At 60.9% G+C, this 16,052-nt stretch carries 15 protein-coding genes; 10 read left to right on the top strand and 5 right to left on the bottom strand.

Going from position 1 to position 16,052, the window contains the following annotated elements; genetic code table 11:
- Positions 1 to 10: 10 nt before the first annotated feature.
- The 10 genes from rfbA to A3AG_RS32265 all read left to right on the top strand — a co-directional run bounded on the left by rfbA (position 11) and on the right by A3AG_RS32265 (position 10,797).
- Positions 11 to 889 carry a glucose-1-phosphate thymidylyltransferase RfbA gene (gene rfbA / locus A3AG_RS0125380; RefSeq protein WP_018008100.1) on the top strand — a complete coding sequence of 293 codons (879 nt, stop codon included), beginning with the start codon at positions 11 to 13 and terminating at the stop codon, positions 887 to 889.
- Complete coding sequence (rfbC, locus tag A3AG_RS0125385) at positions 886 to 1,437, top strand: dTDP-4-dehydrorhamnose 3,5-epimerase (RefSeq protein ID WP_018008101.1); 552 nt, start codon at positions 886 to 888, stop codon at positions 1,435 to 1,437. The genes rfbA and rfbC overlap by 4 nt, the downstream gene beginning before the upstream one ends.
- A gap of 47 nt (positions 1,438 to 1,484) precedes the next feature.
- Positions 1,485 to 2,318, top strand: a complete 834-nt coding sequence (locus A3AG_RS0125390; RefSeq protein WP_026164462.1) for a glycosyltransferase — start codon at positions 1,485 to 1,487, stop codon at positions 2,316 to 2,318.
- Complete coding sequence (locus A3AG_RS0125395) at positions 2,315 to 3,703, top strand: rhamnosyltransferase WsaF family glycosyltransferase (RefSeq protein ID WP_145987509.1); 1,389 nt, start codon at positions 2,315 to 2,317, stop codon at positions 3,701 to 3,703. Before A3AG_RS0125390 ends, A3AG_RS0125395 begins: the two co-directional genes overlap by 4 nt.
- 29 nt (positions 3,704 to 3,732) lie before the next feature.
- A complete protein-coding gene (locus A3AG_RS0125400; RefSeq protein WP_115678427.1) occupies positions 3,733 to 4,776 on the top strand; it encodes a glycosyltransferase family 2 protein in 1,044 nt (347 codons plus the stop codon).
- A gap of 10 nt (positions 4,777 to 4,786) precedes the next feature.
- Entirely contained in the window at positions 4,787 to 5,584 is a 798-nt protein-coding gene (locus tag A3AG_RS32000; RefSeq protein ID WP_035849603.1) for a glycosyltransferase, read from the top strand.
- Complete coding sequence (locus A3AG_RS0125410; RefSeq protein WP_018008104.1) at positions 5,577 to 6,668, top strand: MraY family glycosyltransferase; 1,092 nt, start codon at positions 5,577 to 5,579, stop codon at positions 6,666 to 6,668. Before A3AG_RS32000 ends, A3AG_RS0125410 begins: the two co-directional genes overlap by 8 nt.
- Before the next feature lie 213 nt (positions 6,669 to 6,881).
- On the top strand, positions 6,882 to 7,664 hold the full coding sequence (locus A3AG_RS0125415) for an ABC transporter permease (RefSeq protein WP_018008105.1): 783 nt from the start codon (positions 6,882 to 6,884) through the stop codon (positions 7,662 to 7,664).
- Between the two features lie 14 nt (positions 7,665 to 7,678).
- Positions 7,679 to 8,425, top strand: coding sequence for an ABC transporter ATP-binding protein (locus A3AG_RS0125420; protein ID WP_020384481.1), 747 nt, complete (start codon positions 7,679 to 7,681; stop codon positions 8,423 to 8,425).
- A 44-nt stretch (positions 8,426 to 8,469) separates the two neighbouring features.
- A complete protein-coding gene (locus A3AG_RS32265; RefSeq protein WP_018008107.1) occupies positions 8,470 to 10,797 on the top strand; it encodes a glycosyltransferase in 2,328 nt (775 codons plus the stop codon).
- A gap of 110 nt (positions 10,798 to 10,907) precedes the next feature.
- On the opposite strand, the gene A3AG_RS0125435 is transcribed toward A3AG_RS32265, so the two are convergent.
- From A3AG_RS0125435 to A3AG_RS0125455, 5 genes are all read right to left on the bottom strand, one after another.
- The gene (locus A3AG_RS0125435) at positions 10,908 to 11,915 is read right to left on the bottom strand and encodes a glycosyltransferase family 4 protein (protein ID WP_240619960.1); all 1,008 of its coding nucleotides are present in this window, start codon (positions 11,913 to 11,915) and stop codon (positions 10,908 to 10,910) included.
- A gap of 67 nt (positions 11,916 to 11,982) precedes the next feature.
- A complete protein-coding gene (locus A3AG_RS0125440) occupies positions 11,983 to 12,975 on the bottom strand; it encodes a class I SAM-dependent methyltransferase (RefSeq protein WP_018008109.1) in 993 nt (330 codons plus the stop codon).
- Between the two features lie 119 nt (positions 12,976 to 13,094).
- Positions 13,095 to 14,264, bottom strand: coding sequence for a glycosyltransferase family 2 protein (locus tag A3AG_RS0125445; protein WP_115678426.1), 1,170 nt, complete (start codon positions 14,262 to 14,264; stop codon positions 13,095 to 13,097).
- Positions 14,252 to 15,352: a DegT/DnrJ/EryC1/StrS family aminotransferase gene (locus A3AG_RS0125450; protein WP_035849656.1), complete on the bottom strand. Its 1,101-nt coding sequence runs from the start codon at positions 15,350 to 15,352 to the stop codon at positions 14,252 to 14,254. Before A3AG_RS0125450 ends, A3AG_RS0125445 begins: the two co-directional genes overlap by 13 nt.
- Before the next feature lie 48 nt (positions 15,353 to 15,400).
- Positions 15,401 to 16,045 carry a NeuD/PglB/VioB family sugar acetyltransferase gene (locus A3AG_RS0125455; protein ID WP_018008112.1) on the bottom strand — a complete coding sequence of 215 codons (645 nt, stop codon included), beginning with the start codon at positions 16,043 to 16,045 and terminating at the stop codon, positions 15,401 to 15,403.
- Positions 16,046 to 16,052 lie beyond the last annotated feature (7 nt).

The raw sequence follows: 16,052 nt of genomic DNA on the forward strand, positions 1-16,052 counted from the left end.
GCTAGACACCATGCGTAAAGGCATTATCCTGGCTGGGGGTTCCGGCACCCGGCTCTACCCGATCACGAGATCGGTGTCCAAGCAGTTGCTGCCCGTATATGACAAGCCGATGATTTACTATCCGCTGTCGACACTAATGCTGGCGGGCATTCGAGATATTTTGATTATCTCCACGCCCGAGGATACCCCGCGTTTCAGCGAAATGCTGGGGGATGGCAGCAAGTGGGGTATCAATCTCCAATATGCGGTGCAGCCCTCTCCGGACGGACTGGCGCAAGCCTTCATTATCGGCCGTGACTTTGTCGGCGCTGATCCGAGCACGCTGATCCTGGGGGATAACATTTTCCACGGTCACGATCTGGTGGCGCAGTTGCAGCGCGCTTCGGCCCAGCAGAGCGGGGCTACCGTCTTTGCCTATCACGTGCACGATCCGGAACGCTACGGCGTGGTGGAGTTCGACGCGAATTTCCGCGCCCTGTCGCTTGAAGAAAAACCCGCGAAGCCGCGCTCCAACTACGCGGTGACGGGCCTGTATTTTTACGACAGCCAGGTCTGCGACATTGCGGCGGACATCCGGCCCTCGGCGCGCGGCGAGCTGGAGATCACCGATGTGAACAAGCGCTACCTCGAACTGGCGAAGCTTGACGTGGAGATCATGGGGCGTGGCTACGCCTGGCTCGACACCGGTACGCACGATTCGCTGCTCGAGGCGGCAAGCTTTATCGCGACCTTGCAGAGCCGACAGGGCCTGATGGTGGCGTGCCCCGAGGAGATTGCCTTCCGCAACAAGTGGATTTCTGCAGAGCAGGTCGCCGAACTGGCGACGCCATTGTTGAAGAACGGCTATGGCAAGTATCTCCAGCAAATTATTTCGGAGCCGATTAAATGAGTGTGACAGTTGTTCCTACTTCGCTGCCGGAAGTACTGATTATCGAGCCCAAGGTGTTTGGGGACGAGCGCGGGTTTTTCTTCGAAAGCTTCAATGCCAGGGAATTCGAGCAGGTTACCGGCCTGCAACGGCAGTTCGTCCAGGACAACCATTCGCGGTCCGCGCAAGGCGTGCTGAGGGGCCTGCATTACCAGATCCAGTGCCCACAGGGCAAGCTGGTGCGTGTGGTCTCGGGCGAAGTGTTTGATGTCGCGGTCGACATCCGGCGCAGCTCCCCTAATTTCGGCAAATGGGTCGGGGTTAGCCTCTCTGCCGAGAACAAGCGCCAGATATGGATTCCGGAGGGTTTTGCCCACGGCTTTCTCGTGATGTCGGAGTCCGCAGAGTTTCTCTACAAGACCACGGATTACTACGCGCCGGAGTTTGAACGCAGTATCCGCTGGAACGATCCCGATATCGGCATCGAATGGCCGATCGCAGGAACGCCAGTGTTGGCGAAAAAGGACGAGGCTGGCAGTCTGTTGAGCCAGGCTGAATTGTTTGACTGAGCGAACGCTGGCGCGACGGTTCGGTATGGCAGAAGGAAGGGGTGCCCATGCACAGTGACTTATCCGTACTTATTCCATTCAAAGACAAGGCGGAGATGACTTTGCAATGCGTCGACTCCTTGTACCGGTTCGGCCCTGCATGCCGGGAAATCCTGCTGATCAGCAACAATTCATCGGCAGCGGAGTTGAAGGCGGTCGAGCAGGGCCTGGCGAAGTACGACAACGCGCGCGTGTTGGTCTACGACCAGCCCTTCAACTACCAGAAGCTGAATAACTGGGCCGTAGCGCAGTCGCAGGGAAGCGACCTGCTGTTCCTGAACAACGATACCGAACTGGTCGAGCAGTCGCGCGGTTTGCTGGAATCGATGGTGGAGCGTGCGCACGCGCCCGAGGTCGGCGCGGTAGGGTGTGTATTGCTGTATGGCGATGCCAAGACCATCCAGCACGGCGGGGTGTTCCTGGTATCCGGCGGACTTGCCGATCATTTGTATGTCGGGCGTCGGTTGGCCGACGTGCTGGAAGACTGCAAGGCCGGCCGGGTCGAACCGGATATTCGTGGCGACGTACGGCTCAGCGCCGTGACTGGTGCAGTCACCGTGGTGCAGCGATCAAAGTTTGCCGAGATCGGGGGGTTCGACGAGGGCTTCATCATCTGCGGTGGTGACGTCGACATGTGCATCCGCCTCGAGAAGCTTGGTTATCAGACGGTGCTGGCAGGAGCCAACTCCGGCTTCATCCTGCACAAGGAAAGCCAGTCACGGGCGCACAAGCCGATCCCGTTCAACGACTTCTACCGCTCGTATCTCTCTTACCTGGAAAGTTACGATCCGAAACGGGGGGACCGCTTCGTCCCGACGAAATACAAGGCCGCTCATACATGAGTCAACGAATTTTCCTGCTACGTGTCATCCGACGCCTGGTCTTTATTGGTCGCAAGGCTACCAACCGCCTGTATCAGCTGGCCTCGGATACTGAGCATCGCCTGAGCGCCATGATCGAGTCGCGACCCGTGGTTGCAGGGGACGGGATGGTGGCGAAGGCAAGGCAATTTGCCGAGGTCTATTACGGCGCCAACGCCGCCGTCACGCCGGTCATGCCGGCGCTTCCCCGGGCGGGGCGCGAGCCGGCCGTGGTGCTGCTGCTGCCAACCTTGTCGAATTCATCGCTGTTCGGCGGGGCTGCCACGGCGCTGATATTCGCCGCATTGCTGAGCCAGCGGCGCGGTATGCCGCTGCGCGTGGTGCAGACCGTTGTCAATGGCGAAGCCAGCCGCCTGCAGGGGTTGTTCGACAAATATGGCATCCCGGTCAACGCCGCAACGGTGGAAGTCCTGAGCGTGGCGGAGCGCCGCCATAACTTCTATGGCTACCTGGACCTGCATCCCGAGGATCAGCTGGTGGTCAGCGCCTGGTGGGATGCCGCACTGGTCGCAGCCTTCCCGCTGCGTCGCAAGTTCATCTATCTGGTGCAGGACTACGAGCCAATTTTCTACGCCAACAGCGACCAGAAATTGCTGGCTGAGCAGAGCTACGCCAGCGGCAATTTTGTCGCGGTCTGCAATACGGTATTGATGGCGCAGTGCATTAGTGAAAGCGGGAAGCTGGCGAAGGACACGCCGGTGCTGCATTTTGAGCCCATGGTGGCCAGGCTGCCGAGGACCAAGCCGCAGGGCACGGCTCGCGCAAAGCGCACGCTGTTCTTCTATGGGCGTCCGAGCGTGGAGCGCAATCTGTTCTATTTTGGCCTGCGCATCCTGAACGAGGTGTTCTCGCGCAGCCTGTTGCGCGCTGAAGAGTGGGACGTGGTAATGGCCGGTGAAGGATCGGCGCCCAATATCCAGCTCGAGTCCGGGGTGGTGATCCGAAATCTGGGCAAGCTGACGCTCGATGAATACGACGCGCTGAAGATGAAGACCGACGTGGCGTTGTCGCTGATGATGGCGCCGCATCCCAGCTATCCGCCGCTTGAGCTGGCGTTGGCCGGGGCCGCCGTCGTGACGTCGCGCTACGGGCCCAAACATAGCCTCGGCAGCTATTCGGAGAACATCCTTTGCGTGCCGGCCGATCTGGAAGCGATGATCGAGGCCGTGGTGAAGGCGTCGCAGATGAGTGAATCGGAGCGGTTGGCCAACGTCAAGCGCAGCATTCTGCCGCTGGACTGGCAATCGGCCTTTGCCGCGTGCTTCGAAGAACTGGATCTGCTTCTCGACCGTCCTGCGGCCGGCCAGACCGGCACGCCTGCGCTGGCGGCCAGAACTACCGCGTAAGCGCCTTGGTCCTCAATCGAAGTTCCTGCATGCATCCCTGCTCCCCCAGCGCGCAAAACACTGACGCCGAGCGCGATTCGGCCCGCAGCCTTAGCACTGGGGTTGCCATGTGCACCTGCAATGCAGGCGTCTTTATCCATCAGCAGCTCGAATCCATTGTCAATCAGACCGTGGTGCCGGATCAGATCGTTATCAGCGATGACCGGTCGGACGACGACACCTGGACGGTACTGCAGTCCTGGGCAGCAGCTACCCAGGCACAGCGCGGCATCCGCGTTACGCTGTTGCGTAACGATCCGCGCCTCGGCGTGACCCGGAACTTCGAACAGGCGATCCGGTTGCTGGATACAGACATCATCTTTCTCGCTGACCAGGACGATGTCTGGACGCCCGGCAAGGTCGGTGCGCTGCTGGAGTGCTTTGCGGCGGATCCGGAGCTGTTGCTGGTGCACTCCGACGCGGAACTGATCGACGAGCAAGGACACGACCTGGGCAAGTCGCTTTTTGCCGCGCTGAGGCTGTCGGAACGGGAACAAGCGCTGGTGCGACAGGGCAAGTTCTTCGAGGTGTATTGCCGACGCAACCTGGTGACTGGCACGACCGCCGCCTTCCGCCGGCAGTTGCTTGACGTGGCGCTGCCGTTTGCCGAGGACTGGATCCACGACGAATGGCTGGCGGCATGCGCGGCATCCGAAGGCAAGGTCGGCATGCTCGCGGACAAGCTCACACAGTATCGCCAGCATCGGACCAACGTCATTGGTATTCCCGTTGGCACGGTCTCGCGTCTTATGTCCTACGCAATCCGCGTGGCAAGAACACCCCGCGACGAACACCTGCAATACAAGTTGCGTCGCTTGCAGGCGCTGCGCAGCAGGCTGGTCGCAACCAATCCGGCGGCGGTCGACAAGCTTGCGCTGGTCGACGAAGCGATTGCCCACTATGCCCGACGTATCGCCTTTGGACGCAGCCCGGTGTCGCGGCTGGCCAGCATCCGGCACGAATACAAGGCGCGCGGTTATCACCGGTTTGCCGATGGCTTCGCCGGCATGGTGCGAGATGCCATTCATCTCTGAGGACGCGGCCATGCATCCTTCCACCCCGTGGATGCCGCGGCTGACCGTGTCGGTCGTCAGCCATGGCCAGGGCCAGCTGCTCGCGCCGCTGCTGCACCAGTTGCGTGAGGCTTCGCGGCAGGTGCGGATGCACGTCATTGTCACGCTGAACCTGCCGGAGCCCCGTATTCCGGTCGAGGAATCCGAAGATTTCCGGCTGACCTGGATCGTCAATACAGGCCCGCTCGGCTTTGCCGAGAATCACAATGCTGCATTCACATATTGCCGTTCGCCATTTTTCTGCGTGATGAATCCAGACGTGCGGCTGGAACCGCGAAGCCTGCTGCCGCTGCTCGACTGTGCCGCGCAATCGCCGGGTGTGGCCGGACCGCGCGTGCTGGCACCGGACGGGCGTGTCGAAGACAGCGCCCGGCGTGTTCCTTCCGTGGTCCGGCTGCTGCGCAGGACTTTGCGCAAACGTTGCGAAGCTGACTATGCGGTTACGCAAAAGATCCAGCAGGTCGACTGGCTCGCGGGAATGTGCATGGTGTTCCATGCAGATTCCTACCGCAGGGTGGGCGGATTTGACCAACGCTTTCATCTTTACTGCGAAGACGTCGACATCTGTTTGAAGATCCATTTGTCCGGCGGCTATGTGTCGTGGGTGCCCAATGCCGTCATCGTTCACGATGCCCAGCGCGCCAGCCGGCGCAACTGGCAGTATTTGCGCTGGCATATAGGGAGCCTGTTGCGGCTGTTCGCTTCCGGCACATACTGGCGGTTCCGGTTTTTTGCTTCAGGTCACGACAAGAGGACCATGCATGTTTGATTTCTTCTGGGTGCCGTGCTTCGTATTCCTGGTATGCGCCTTTGCCATCATGGCACTGAGGCCGCTGGCGCCGATCATGGGACTGATGGACCGGCCCGATATGCGCAAGCGGCATCAGGGCGAAGTGCCGCTCGTGGGCGGCATCGCCATCACGCTGGCCGTCTGGATCGGCGCGCTGATGTTCATGCGTACGCAGGGCTACTATGTGGCATTGCTCGCCGGTTTGTCGGTACTTGCGCTGGTAGGCATGGTCGACGATCTGAAAGGCATGTCGCCGGCCGCCAAGCTGGTGGTCCAGCTGTTCGCCGCGATCCTGATGACATCGTGGGGCGGAGTCTATTTGTCTTCGTTGGGCGACCTGTTCGGCCGCCGCGAGATCGAGTTGCTCAACTGGGGCATTCCACTGACGCTGTTCGCGGTGGTCTCGGTGGTAAACGCGATGAATATGAGCGACGGCCTCGATGGCCTTGCCGGCGGCCTGGCGTTCTTCATCTTTGTGTGGCTGGCGGTGGTGGCCGGCGAACTGGGCAATAACGCGGCACAGCGGATCTGTGTAATTTTCTGCGGCGCCGTTCTCGGTTTCCTGGTCTTCAATATTCGCAATCCGCTGCGCGGCAAGCGAAGGGTTTTTCTGGGAGACGCCGGCAGCCTGATGCTTGGGTTCGGCATTGTATGGTTTGCCGTGGAGCTGTCTCAGCCCGTCTATAACGGAGGGGCCCGGCTTCCCCCTGTGGTGATGCTGTGGATTCTCGGCTTCCTGCTGATCGATTTGCTGGCAGTGGTGGTGCGGCGTGCGATGAAGGGCAAGAACCCGCTCTCGGCGGACCGCACCCATCTGCACCACATTTTGCTGCGGCTGGATATTGGCCACGGCACCATCGTCTGGCTGATCGTGCTGAGCAACGCGCTGATGGGTTTCGTCGGCGTGCTCGGGTGGAAAATGGGGGTCTCCGAGCAGGTCCTGTTCCTGGCGTTTCTTGCCGTGACCGGCGCGCATCTGTTGGTAACCCGCAATGCATGGCGGTTTATCCGGATCGGGCGCCGGATGCTGAAGGGCCGCAAGCCTCGGATGCCAGCGCCGTGAGGGTGCGCCCAACCGGCTTTGATCCCCTCGCACAAGGCCGCCGTATGCGCCCCCCGACGGGTTGCCGCGGCTGCTTGACGGCAAAGTCTTTATGGTATCGTGGCGCCTTTCGCGGCAAGGCAGCACCTGCCGGTGAATCCGCCGCCGCGTTGATTGATTCCGCATCACCGCGCCGGGAACCCGGCGCGGCATCGTACTATCTTGGTAATCCCTATGCTTTTGACTGCAATCGATGACCTCCGGGAGAGCGTTGCCTCCTGGCGCCTTTGGTCGTTACTCGGCTGGATTGAAATTCGCCAGCGTTACGCGCGTTCGGCGGTTGGGCCGTTCTGGCTGACCATCAGCATGGCGATCATGATCGCGTCGATTGGTGCTGTGTACGGTACCTTGTTCGGCCAGGAGTTGCGTGAATACCTGCCGTTCCTCAGCATCGGGCTGGTGATGTGGTTCCTGCTCGCGACGATAGTAAACGAGGGCGCGGTAGTCTATATCCATAATGCCCATTTCATCCGCCAGGCTGCGACCCCCAAGTTGCTTTACGTGCTGCAGGTGATGTGGCGCAATGTGATTATCCTGGGCCATAACTTCATTATTGTGGTGGCGCTGTTGATCATTTTTGGCGTGAAAAATTGGGCCACGCTGCCATTGTTCATTCCGGCACTCCTGCTGTATGTGCTGAATGCGATGTGGATGGCAATGATTTCGGGTTTGCTGTCTGCGCGTTTTCGCGATCTGCCGCAGATCATTTCGTCCCTGTTCCAGGTGGCTTTCTATGTCACGCCGATCATGTACCGGCCGGATGCACTGGTCCGGTTTTCGTGGATCGTTGACTACAATCCGCTCTCCTATTTGCTGCATCTGGTACGTGCGCCGCTGGTGGGCGAATTTCCGTCGATGCTTACCTGGGGTGTTTCGCTCGGCATGGCTGTGGTGGGCTGGACTGCCGCACTGTGGCTGACCGGGCGCTATCTCAAACGCATCCCGTACTGGGTGTGAACGAATTCAGTAACATGGCATACATAGAACTTCGCAATGTCCGCCTCGAGCTTCCGATTTATGACGTCCAGGGGCGTTCGCTGAAGAAGCGGGTGCTTCGCCTTGGCCGGCGTAACCAGATCGCCGAAGAAGCTACCGGTGTGGTCGTCGTCAAGGCACTCGACGGTATCGATCTCCGGCTCGAGCCGGGCGACCGTGTCGGCCTGATCGGCCACAATGGCGCGGGCAAGTCGACCCTGCTCAGGTTGCTGGCCGGCATCTACGCGCCGACCTCGGGCAGCTATGACCGTCAGGGCAAGGCGGTGCCGCTGCTCGATATCAGCCTCGGCATGGACGAGAACTCGACGGGCTACCAGAACATCCGCCTGCGCGGCTTGCTGCTCGGCATGAGCGATGCCGAATTGCGTGCCAAGGAAAAGGATATTGCCGAATTCACCGACCTCGGCGATTCGCTTGACCTGCCGCTGCGCACCTACTCCAGCGGCATGCGCATGCGGCTGGCTTTTGCAGTGTCCACTGCTGTTGACGCGGATATCCTGCTGCTTGACGAAGTGATCGGGGTTGGCGACGCATCGTTCCAGGACAAGGCCAACGCGCGCCTGCATGATCTGCATAATCGCGCCCAGATCGTGGTGCTGGCCATCCATTCGAATGAGGTCATTCGCAAGATGTGCAACAAGGTCATCTGGCTGGAGCACGGAAAGATCCGCATGGCGGGTGCGGTCGAGGAAGTCCTGCCGGTCTACGAGGCCAATCATTAAGCTGCTCCGCGCCGCGGCCCAATCACATTGATCAAGATGTCCGTATGACGGTTGATATCTCGTGCATCGTTACGCTGCACCAGGAAGGCATCCTTGCTCACAAGACCCTGGCCAGCATCGCGCGTGCGATGCGCTTTGCGGCTGTCAAGGGAGCCCGTACGGAGCTGTTGCTGGTCGCGGATCGAGCCGACGGCGAAACGCTGCAATATCTCCAGCGCAGCCCGCACCTTCCGCCGGATACGCGGATTCTGACGACCGACTTCGGCGATCCGGGCCTGGCGCGAATCCACGGCGCTCAGCATGCCCGCGGCGAGTACATCGCAATCCTTGATGGGGACGACCTCTGCTCCGAGAACTGGCTGGCCAGTGCATTGCGGCAAGCGCGCGAGAACCCCGCCTATATCGTCCATCCCGACTACAACGTCTACTTCGGTGCCGAGCGTTGGATCCTGCGGCATCCGGACCAGCGCGATGCCGACTTTCGCGCGTCACAGTTGCTGGTCGAGAATGCGTGGACCGCACTATGCGTGGTGCGTCGCGAGACGCTTTTGGCCATCCCTTATCGCGATACGCCCGCGAGCTCCGGTTTCGGCTACGAAGACTGGCATTGGAATTGCGACACGATTGCCGCAGGCTTCATGCATGTCGTTGCCGCCGATACGGTGCACTTCATCCGGCTGAAGGCCTCGGGCAGCCGTAATGCGGCTGCGAGCGAGCGCTCGCGGCTGATCCGGCATTCCTCCCTGTTCGACCGTGCCGATTTGCTGGGACTGGCAGGGAAGTCGGCGCCGGCAACGGATACGCCTGCCGTGGATGCGGCCGACACGGATTGGGACGAGGAAGCTTATCTTCGGGTCCATCCCGATGTCAGGGACGCCGTGCGCGCGCGCAGTATGAAGTCCGGCAAGGACCACTGGCGACTGTTCGGTCGTGCGGAAGGCCGCCTGCTGCCCACCCGGGCGCAGCGCGCCACAGTCAGGGCGTGGTCGGAAGAAGCTTACCTGGATGCGAACGAGGACGTGCGCGCGTCGGTGGCCCAGGGAAAGATCGCATCGGGGCTGCATCACTGGCTGCGCTTCGGCGACCGGGAGGGCCGTGACCTCAAGGCTCCGGAAGTGCCAGCCTGGATCCGCGACGAAATGCTGGCGCTGGCGGCCTACGAGTTGCAACTGTTCCCGTCCCGCCAGTTCTTCAAGGAAGCGCGGCGCCGCACCTTTCGCGCCAGCATTGCCGTGGGAAACGCCTATCGCGATATGCTGAAGGTGGTGGGGGCGGAGCCGGTCACACATGTCTTCATGTTGCCCTGGCTCAAGCGCGGCGGTGCTGACCTGGTGGCACTGCATCACATCCATGGCCTGGTTCGCGATTTCTCGGCGCGGGTCCTGGTCATCACCACCGAGAATACAGAGTCGCCATGGATGTCGCGCTTGCCGCCGGAGGTGCGCGTGCTGCCGTTCGGCACCACCCACGCGCCATACCTGCAGCCAATAGAGCAGCGGCTGCTGCTGTCTCGACTCTTGTTGAAGCTGCGCCCTCGCGTAATTCACAACGTCAACAGTGCGACGGCGTGGGACCTGTACGTGCGTCATGGCAATGCCTTGTCGGAGGACTGCGGCCTCTATGCCTCCCTGTTCGGTTTTGATTACACCGAAGAGCTGGAGCCATATGGCTATGGTGGCGCCCTCGAGGCATCGTACCGTCACCTGACCAAGGTGATGACCGATAACCAGACTTTCGTCGGTCGGCTGATCTCGATGTACGGCCTGCCACCGGACTTGTTCGAGCGCTTCCGTTATCCCCAGCGCAGCCGTCCGCGCTTCGAATTCGATGCCCGGCAAAAACCGCGGATCCTGTGGGCAGGCAGGTTCGACAGGGAGAAGCGGCCCGACCTGTTGCTGCAGATTGCGCAACGCTTGCCGGAATGCCACTTCGACGTCTACGGCTCTCCCACGCTGTCGACGCCGCCGGAAATTCTTGCCGTGCTGGCGGCGTTGAAGCGCATGCGCAATGTTTCCGTCTTGGGCGCTTACGAAGGCTTCGACAGCGTGCCGGCAGAAAACTATGCGCTGCTGCTCTATACCACACAGTGGGATGGCCTTCCCAACGTGGTGCTGGAGGCCCAGGCTTCGGGCCTGCCCGTACTGGCTCCCGACATCGGTGGTATCAGCGAAGTCATTCCTGCCGACAGCGGCTTCCTGCTGAAGCGTTTCGATGACGTCGAGGGTTATGTTGCCAGCATTCGTCAGTTTCTGAGGGAGCCGGCCGCGCTCTTGCACGAACGGGCCCGCGCATTGAGCCTGATCGAAGAAAAACACTCCCTGGAAGCCTTCCGAGAGCATCTCGCGCGCCTGCCGTCATACTCAGCAAGCTAGCGGGCGCGCAGCCATGCCCTGGCATGTGGTCTGAAGCCGAGGTGGCTGCGCCGTGAGCGTGATAAGGTGCCGCGGCGGTGCAGCCGATCAAATAAGGCCTGCGCGCCCCATCAGTGGGGTGCTCTCTCGCCCAGCTCCCGAAAGACATCATCATAGGTGTCCATCATCTGCTGGCGGCTGAAGTGCCGCTCCGCGTATAGCCGGGCGCTTTGCTTGAAGCGTGCCAGTTCAGCGGGATTTTCCCGCCATGCGGAGAGAATGCCCAGGATCCGGTCCGACTCCGCAGGGTGCGCCAGGAAGCCATTTACGCCTTCGGCAATCAGTTCGGGAACACCGCCCACCGGGGCCCCAATAACGGGAATGCCGCAGGCATTGGCTTCCATCACGATATTGGGTCGGCCGTCCAGCTTGGACGGCAGCACCAGTACGTCCAGGGTCTGCAGCACGGCCCTTACATCAGACGCATAGCCGTGATACTTCAGCTGGCCGCCTGCCGGGCTTTCCTTGACCCGACGCCGGACTTCCTCCGTTTGCGCGCCGTCGCCCGCCAGCACAAAGCGCGCGTCAGGTAACTGCGGATATATCTTCTCAATCAGGTCGATAAAGCCGAGCGGGTTTTTTTCCGGCGACATCCGGCCCACGTAGCCCACCACCAGCCCGTTCCGGGACGAAGCCTGTGCCGCGGGCGTCAGCCAATCCGTGTCGATGCCATTCCGAACGATCCGGACCTTTGCGTCCTTCTTTGCGGAGTTACGCTCCACAAAGCGCTTCATGTGCTCGGTTTCGACGATCACGCCGTCGAGACACTGCTCATAGAGAAAGTGGTTCAGGGTATGACCAATCTCGTTGTACAGCGTATCGACGATGCGCAGCGACGGATTACGCTCCTTCCAGTAAGGAAGGTGATGGTAGAGCAGGGGGGCCCCGATCTGCAGCACCAGTCCGGTAGCCCGACGTTGCATCTCTTTCCAGACAACCTCAAGGGTGTCGTGATGCGGCACGGCACTCAGGTCAAGCAATTGCTTGTCGCTGCGAAAATCCTCCATATCGTCCGGCGTGTAGACGGACGAGGCGTCCGAGCAGAACGCGACAGTGACGTCGAAATTGCGGCGTCGCATCTCCCGTAACACCTGAAGCGACAAGGCCCCTTTAACAAGGAACGGAAGAAGGGCTAGGATTCTCGGGTTACTCATCAGTTTTTTTGCTTTCTTCCAGTGCTTTCAAGTATCGAGTTTGCTTCGAATGCACGTCCTGCAAGTTGTCAAATGAAGCTTTCCAGTTGGCTGCCTGCGTCTGGTACCACTCGACGTTGTTCGCTGCTGTGCAATCCGCATACCAGAGCTGCATCAAGTGCGTAATCAGTCTGGGGCTGCAGTTCTTCTCGATGAGCGCAGGCAAGGCCAGGATGCGCTCGGGGCTAGGCCGGAACGAGTGGACTACGTGGTAAGCCACATTCACATTGCTTTCCTGTTCAGTCAGCCCCGTCGGGGCTTCCTGTCTCATGCAGCGGAACAGATGCTCGACCCTGGCAAAAGTCCCCGGCTCGCTTGCCAGGGCACCGATGTAGGTTGAGCTATAGCCTTTGATGTCTGACTCAAAGCCGGTGAAGGCATAGCCGGGAAAGGTGCCGAGCAGGGTTTCGATACCTTGAATGGTCGGATAGTAGATATGCTCATACGACCCTTCCAGCCAATCCTTGTTGTCGCGCGTTTGCGACATCAACGGAATCTCGAAGATCAGCACGCCTGCTGGCTTCAGGGCTTCCAGGCAGGCATGGAAGGCGCCACGCAGATCCAGCACATGCTCGAACGTTGCAATCGACGTGATCACGTCGAAGTGGCGCCTGAATTCATCGTGTCCCAGGTCCGCCAGCACATCATTACCGATGATCCTCACGCCGCCTTGGCGCGCGCGCTCGGCTGCGTGCGCATTGACCTCGATGCCGTAAGTCTCGTAGGTTGGGCCAAGGCCGCGCAGCATGAAGCCATCGGCACAGCCCACATCCAGTACGCGCCCGCTGCCGGTCAGGGCTTCAACCAAAAGCCTTGCCCATAACAGTGCGTGCTCGGCGGTAAAGGCATAGTCGGCGTAGCCGACCTCGAGATGGGCTTCGCCGCCGTAATAGCCGTCCTGATAAAAGACACTGGTATCTGCGGGCGGGTTCTCGATCATTCCCATGCCGCAGTTTGCGCAGAAAAGGACTCGCCGGCCGTCGCCACGCACTGCAGTATGAGAATAATGCCGGTGGCCACACACATTGCATTCGAAGGTGCCACTCTCGCCTTGCCTGGTCTCTGTCATCGGGAGCCGTCGAGTTTCCGCAATAATTGAGGCGCGATCTTGGCGCGTCGCAGCAAGGCCGCGGCGATTCGGCGCGGCGTGTATCGGGTCCGCTGCATGTGATAGACCCGTTCCCAATGCTCGGCCTGAGCTTGCCAGTAATTGCGCGCATGGATGAACTCGCCAATATCCCGCTCCAGCTTATTGGCGTAGGCGAACCCCGGCGAACCTTCCCGATATGTGGTGAGCGCACGGCGTCCGGCGCGTACCAGCGCATTGTCTGGCTCGTCGGACAGCACCTCACTGCGAAAGGCGGTGAAGTCAGCGAATTCAGGCGTTGCCAGCACGATGCCCAGCAGACGATAGGCGTGGCGGGGTTCCAGCTTGCACAACTCGCCGTGTCGTGCCACCCACGCGATGATGCTCTCGACGGTCGGATGAAGGGCGCGCGCTTCCGCCAGCGGGATCAGGTTGCGCATCATGGCGTAGCTGAGTTCAAGGAACTGCCCGAGCGGGTCGGCGTGGGTGACGCCGCGCTTGTGCAAACGCATGAAGGTCAGTTGCTGAGGCACGATGGCGAATTTGCAGCCCATTCTCAGGGCGCGTGTCCACAACTCGTAGTCGGGGGCGCGTACCATGGCCGCGTCGTCCAGGCCGATACGAAGGTGCGCTTCGCGACGTACCATGCTGGATGAGCGGCACAACCAGTTCATGCCAACCCAGTTTTGCACCAGGTTGAGGTTGTGAGGCTGATTGATGCCCGCTTCGAGGGAAGGCGCATCGGGATGCGGCTTGCCCTCGTGGTCCAGGATCTTGACGTGGGTGCCAATGATGTCGAGGCGGGGGTCTTTCTGGGCCGCGCGCAACTGGATTTCCGCCTTGTTGGGCGCGATCCAGTCATCGGCGTCCAAATTGACCAGCCATGTGCCGCGGGCCGCTTCCACCGCACGGTTGTAACTGCCTGCGCCGCCGAGGTTCTGTTCGTTGACAATGAGGCGGATGCGGGGGTCATTGAAGCTGCGGACCACCTCGACCGAGCGGTCACGCGAGCAATCGTCCACCACCACGATCTCGAAGTCCTGGACAGTCTGTTCCAGGATCGAGCGCAGCGTCGTACCGATGTACTCTTCGTAGTTGTATGACAGGACGATATAGGACAGCAGCGGCTGGCTGTTCATTTCAGGCATGCTGTGATCCGGTCGAGGTCGGCGTCGGAGAGGTTGTCATGAAACGGCAGGCCAATGACGCGGGTCGCCAGTTTGTCGGTGCCGGACAGATCCGCGCGCGGAACATCGGCAAATGCCGGGTGCCGATGGCACCCCAGACCCCACCAGCGACGCCATTCGATGCCCGCGGCATCGAGGCGCTCGATGGTCCCGGCCACGTCTTGCTCGGGAATCGTCACATTCAGCGTCATGGTTACCCACTTCACGCCAACGCCGCGTTGCAGGATGGCTGCCTTGCCCTCGAGACGCTGCCGGTAGGCTTCGGTGAGATCGCGCAGAGCGCGCAGCCGGTCCGGCAGTGCATCGAGTGCGGCCAGGCCCACCGCGGCACTGTACTCGGAAATCCGGTAGTTGCCGCCGCGGATGCTCGACAACCGCTCGACACCCATAAAACCGAAACCGGTCATGGCCGTCGTGCGGGCAGTCAGCTCCGTGTCGGCGGTCAAGATTGCGCCACCTTCGCCGATACCGAGTACCTTGGTCGCATGAAGGCTTACACACGCGGGTTGTTCGCCAACGTCGGAAATCGCCGTAACCGCAGCGGCAGCATCGAACACTACCGGTATCGCGTGTCGCGCCTCGAATGCTGCCCAGGCCTTGAAGTCGGGTGGCGCGCCAAATGCACTCACCACCAGTACGGCCGCGGGCCGCTCAGGGACTGTGGCAAGCGCTGCTTCGGCGATTTCGGGCGTCAGGGCGAGACTGTCGGGATTGACTTCAAGCAGATAAGGCGTGAGCCCGGCATTGCAAACGGCATGGGCGCTTGCAATAAACGTGTAGGAGGGCATCAGGCAATAGCGCCCGCCCGGCGTTGCTCGCGAGCGCAGGGCAAGTTCGATCGCTGTCGTGCCATTGCTCGTGATCGTTACCCCCTTGGCACCCGTCAGCGCACTCAGCCGAGCAACGAACTCGCGATACAGTGGGCCGTAATTGCTGTAGCTGCGGTTCTCATCGATACGCCGCAGATAGGGCAGCAATGCTTCGACTTCAGGCAGATGGGGAATCAGAACCTTGATAGGGGCCTGCGACGCGGGAAGATGATTAGCCATGGAATGAAGCAAAGAGCTGAACAATGTCTGGAATGACGCGAGCAACGCTCACGTCGGAATTTGAGAGCCTGCCGCAGCAGCGGCACGTCGCACGATCGGGCGTGCCGGTACGCCGACGACGGTGGCGCCGGGCTCCACGTCACGGATGACGACCGCCCCCGCGCCGACGACGGCTCCGGCGCCAATCCTGCAGTGCGGTGCCACCACCGCCCCGACGCCGAGATCCGCGCCTTCCTCTACAGTGACCCACCCAGCCAGCGATACGCCGGGCCCCAGGTTTGCGAATGCCCCGATCTTGCAGTCGTGCGATATCACGCAACCGGGATTGATCAGGGCATGTTCGCCGATCTCGACGTCGGTCGTCATGCTCGCCGGCCCCAGGAAGATTGCTCCTTTCCCGATTTTCACGTGCTGTCCCTTGGCAACGGCGGGATGCATCAGCGTTGTGAAGTGCCGGTTATGCAACTTGCCAGCGATGCGTGCGCGCGCCCCGCAATTGCCCACGGCGATCACAAAGGAGACATCTTCACGGGCGAGCCACCGGTCGATGTCATCAGAGACCGGCACGCCACGGATCGGCTCCGCCGCATAGCCCGGCTCTACGACGAATGCGCTTACGTTATGTCCGGTCAGTTGCAGCGTCGCAAGCACCTCGCGACCAAGGCCGCCGGCCCCGAAGATCACAATCGACATAGCTGTT

The sequence above is a fragment of the Cupriavidus neocaledonicus genome (assembly GCF_000372525.1).
Taxonomy (GTDB): Bacteria; Pseudomonadota; Gammaproteobacteria; order Burkholderiales; family Burkholderiaceae; genus Cupriavidus; species Cupriavidus neocaledonicus.

Excerpts from the sequence above, each read along its gene's own strand:
- rfbA (WP_018008100.1), top strand. The coding sequence starts at position 11 with ATGCGTAAAGGCATTATCCTGGCTGGGGGTTCCGGCACCCGGCTCTAC.
- rfbC (WP_018008101.1), top strand. The coding sequence starts at position 886 with ATGAGTGTGACAGTTGTTCCTACTTCGCTGCCGGAAGTACTGATTATC.
- A3AG_RS0125390 (WP_026164462.1), top strand. The coding sequence starts at position 1,485 with ATGCACAGTGACTTATCCGTACTTATTCCATTCAAAGACAAGGCGGAG.
- A3AG_RS0125395 (WP_145987509.1), top strand. The coding sequence starts at position 2,315 with ATGAGTCAACGAATTTTCCTGCTACGTGTCATCCGACGCCTGGTCTTT.
- A3AG_RS0125400 (WP_115678427.1), top strand. The coding sequence starts at position 3,733 with ATGCATCCCTGCTCCCCCAGCGCGCAAAACACTGACGCCGAGCGCGAT.
- A3AG_RS32000 (WP_035849603.1), top strand. The coding sequence starts at position 4,787 with ATGCATCCTTCCACCCCGTGGATGCCGCGGCTGACCGTGTCGGTCGTC.
- A3AG_RS0125410 (WP_018008104.1), top strand. The coding sequence starts at position 5,577 with ATGTTTGATTTCTTCTGGGTGCCGTGCTTCGTATTCCTGGTATGCGCC.
- A3AG_RS0125415 (WP_018008105.1), top strand. The coding sequence starts at position 6,882 with ATGCTTTTGACTGCAATCGATGACCTCCGGGAGAGCGTTGCCTCCTGG.
- A3AG_RS0125420 (WP_020384481.1), top strand. The coding sequence starts at position 7,679 with ATGGCATACATAGAACTTCGCAATGTCCGCCTCGAGCTTCCGATTTAT.
- A3AG_RS32265 (WP_018008107.1), top strand. The coding sequence starts at position 8,470 with ATGACGGTTGATATCTCGTGCATCGTTACGCTGCACCAGGAAGGCATC.
- A3AG_RS0125435 (WP_240619960.1), bottom strand. The coding sequence starts at position 11,915 with ATGCGACGCCGCAATTTCGACGTCACTGTCGCGTTCTGCTCGGACGCC.
- A3AG_RS0125440 (WP_018008109.1), bottom strand. The coding sequence starts at position 12,975 with ATGGGAATGATCGAGAACCCGCCCGCAGATACCAGTGTCTTTTATCAG.
- A3AG_RS0125445 (WP_115678426.1), bottom strand. The coding sequence starts at position 14,264 with ATGCCTGAAATGAACAGCCAGCCGCTGCTGTCCTATATCGTCCTGTCA.
- A3AG_RS0125450 (WP_035849656.1), bottom strand. The coding sequence starts at position 15,352 with ATGGCTAATCATCTTCCCGCGTCGCAGGCCCCTATCAAGGTTCTGATT.
- A3AG_RS0125455 (WP_018008112.1), bottom strand. The coding sequence starts at position 16,045 with ATGTCGATTGTGATCTTCGGGGCCGGCGGCCTTGGTCGCGAGGTGCTT.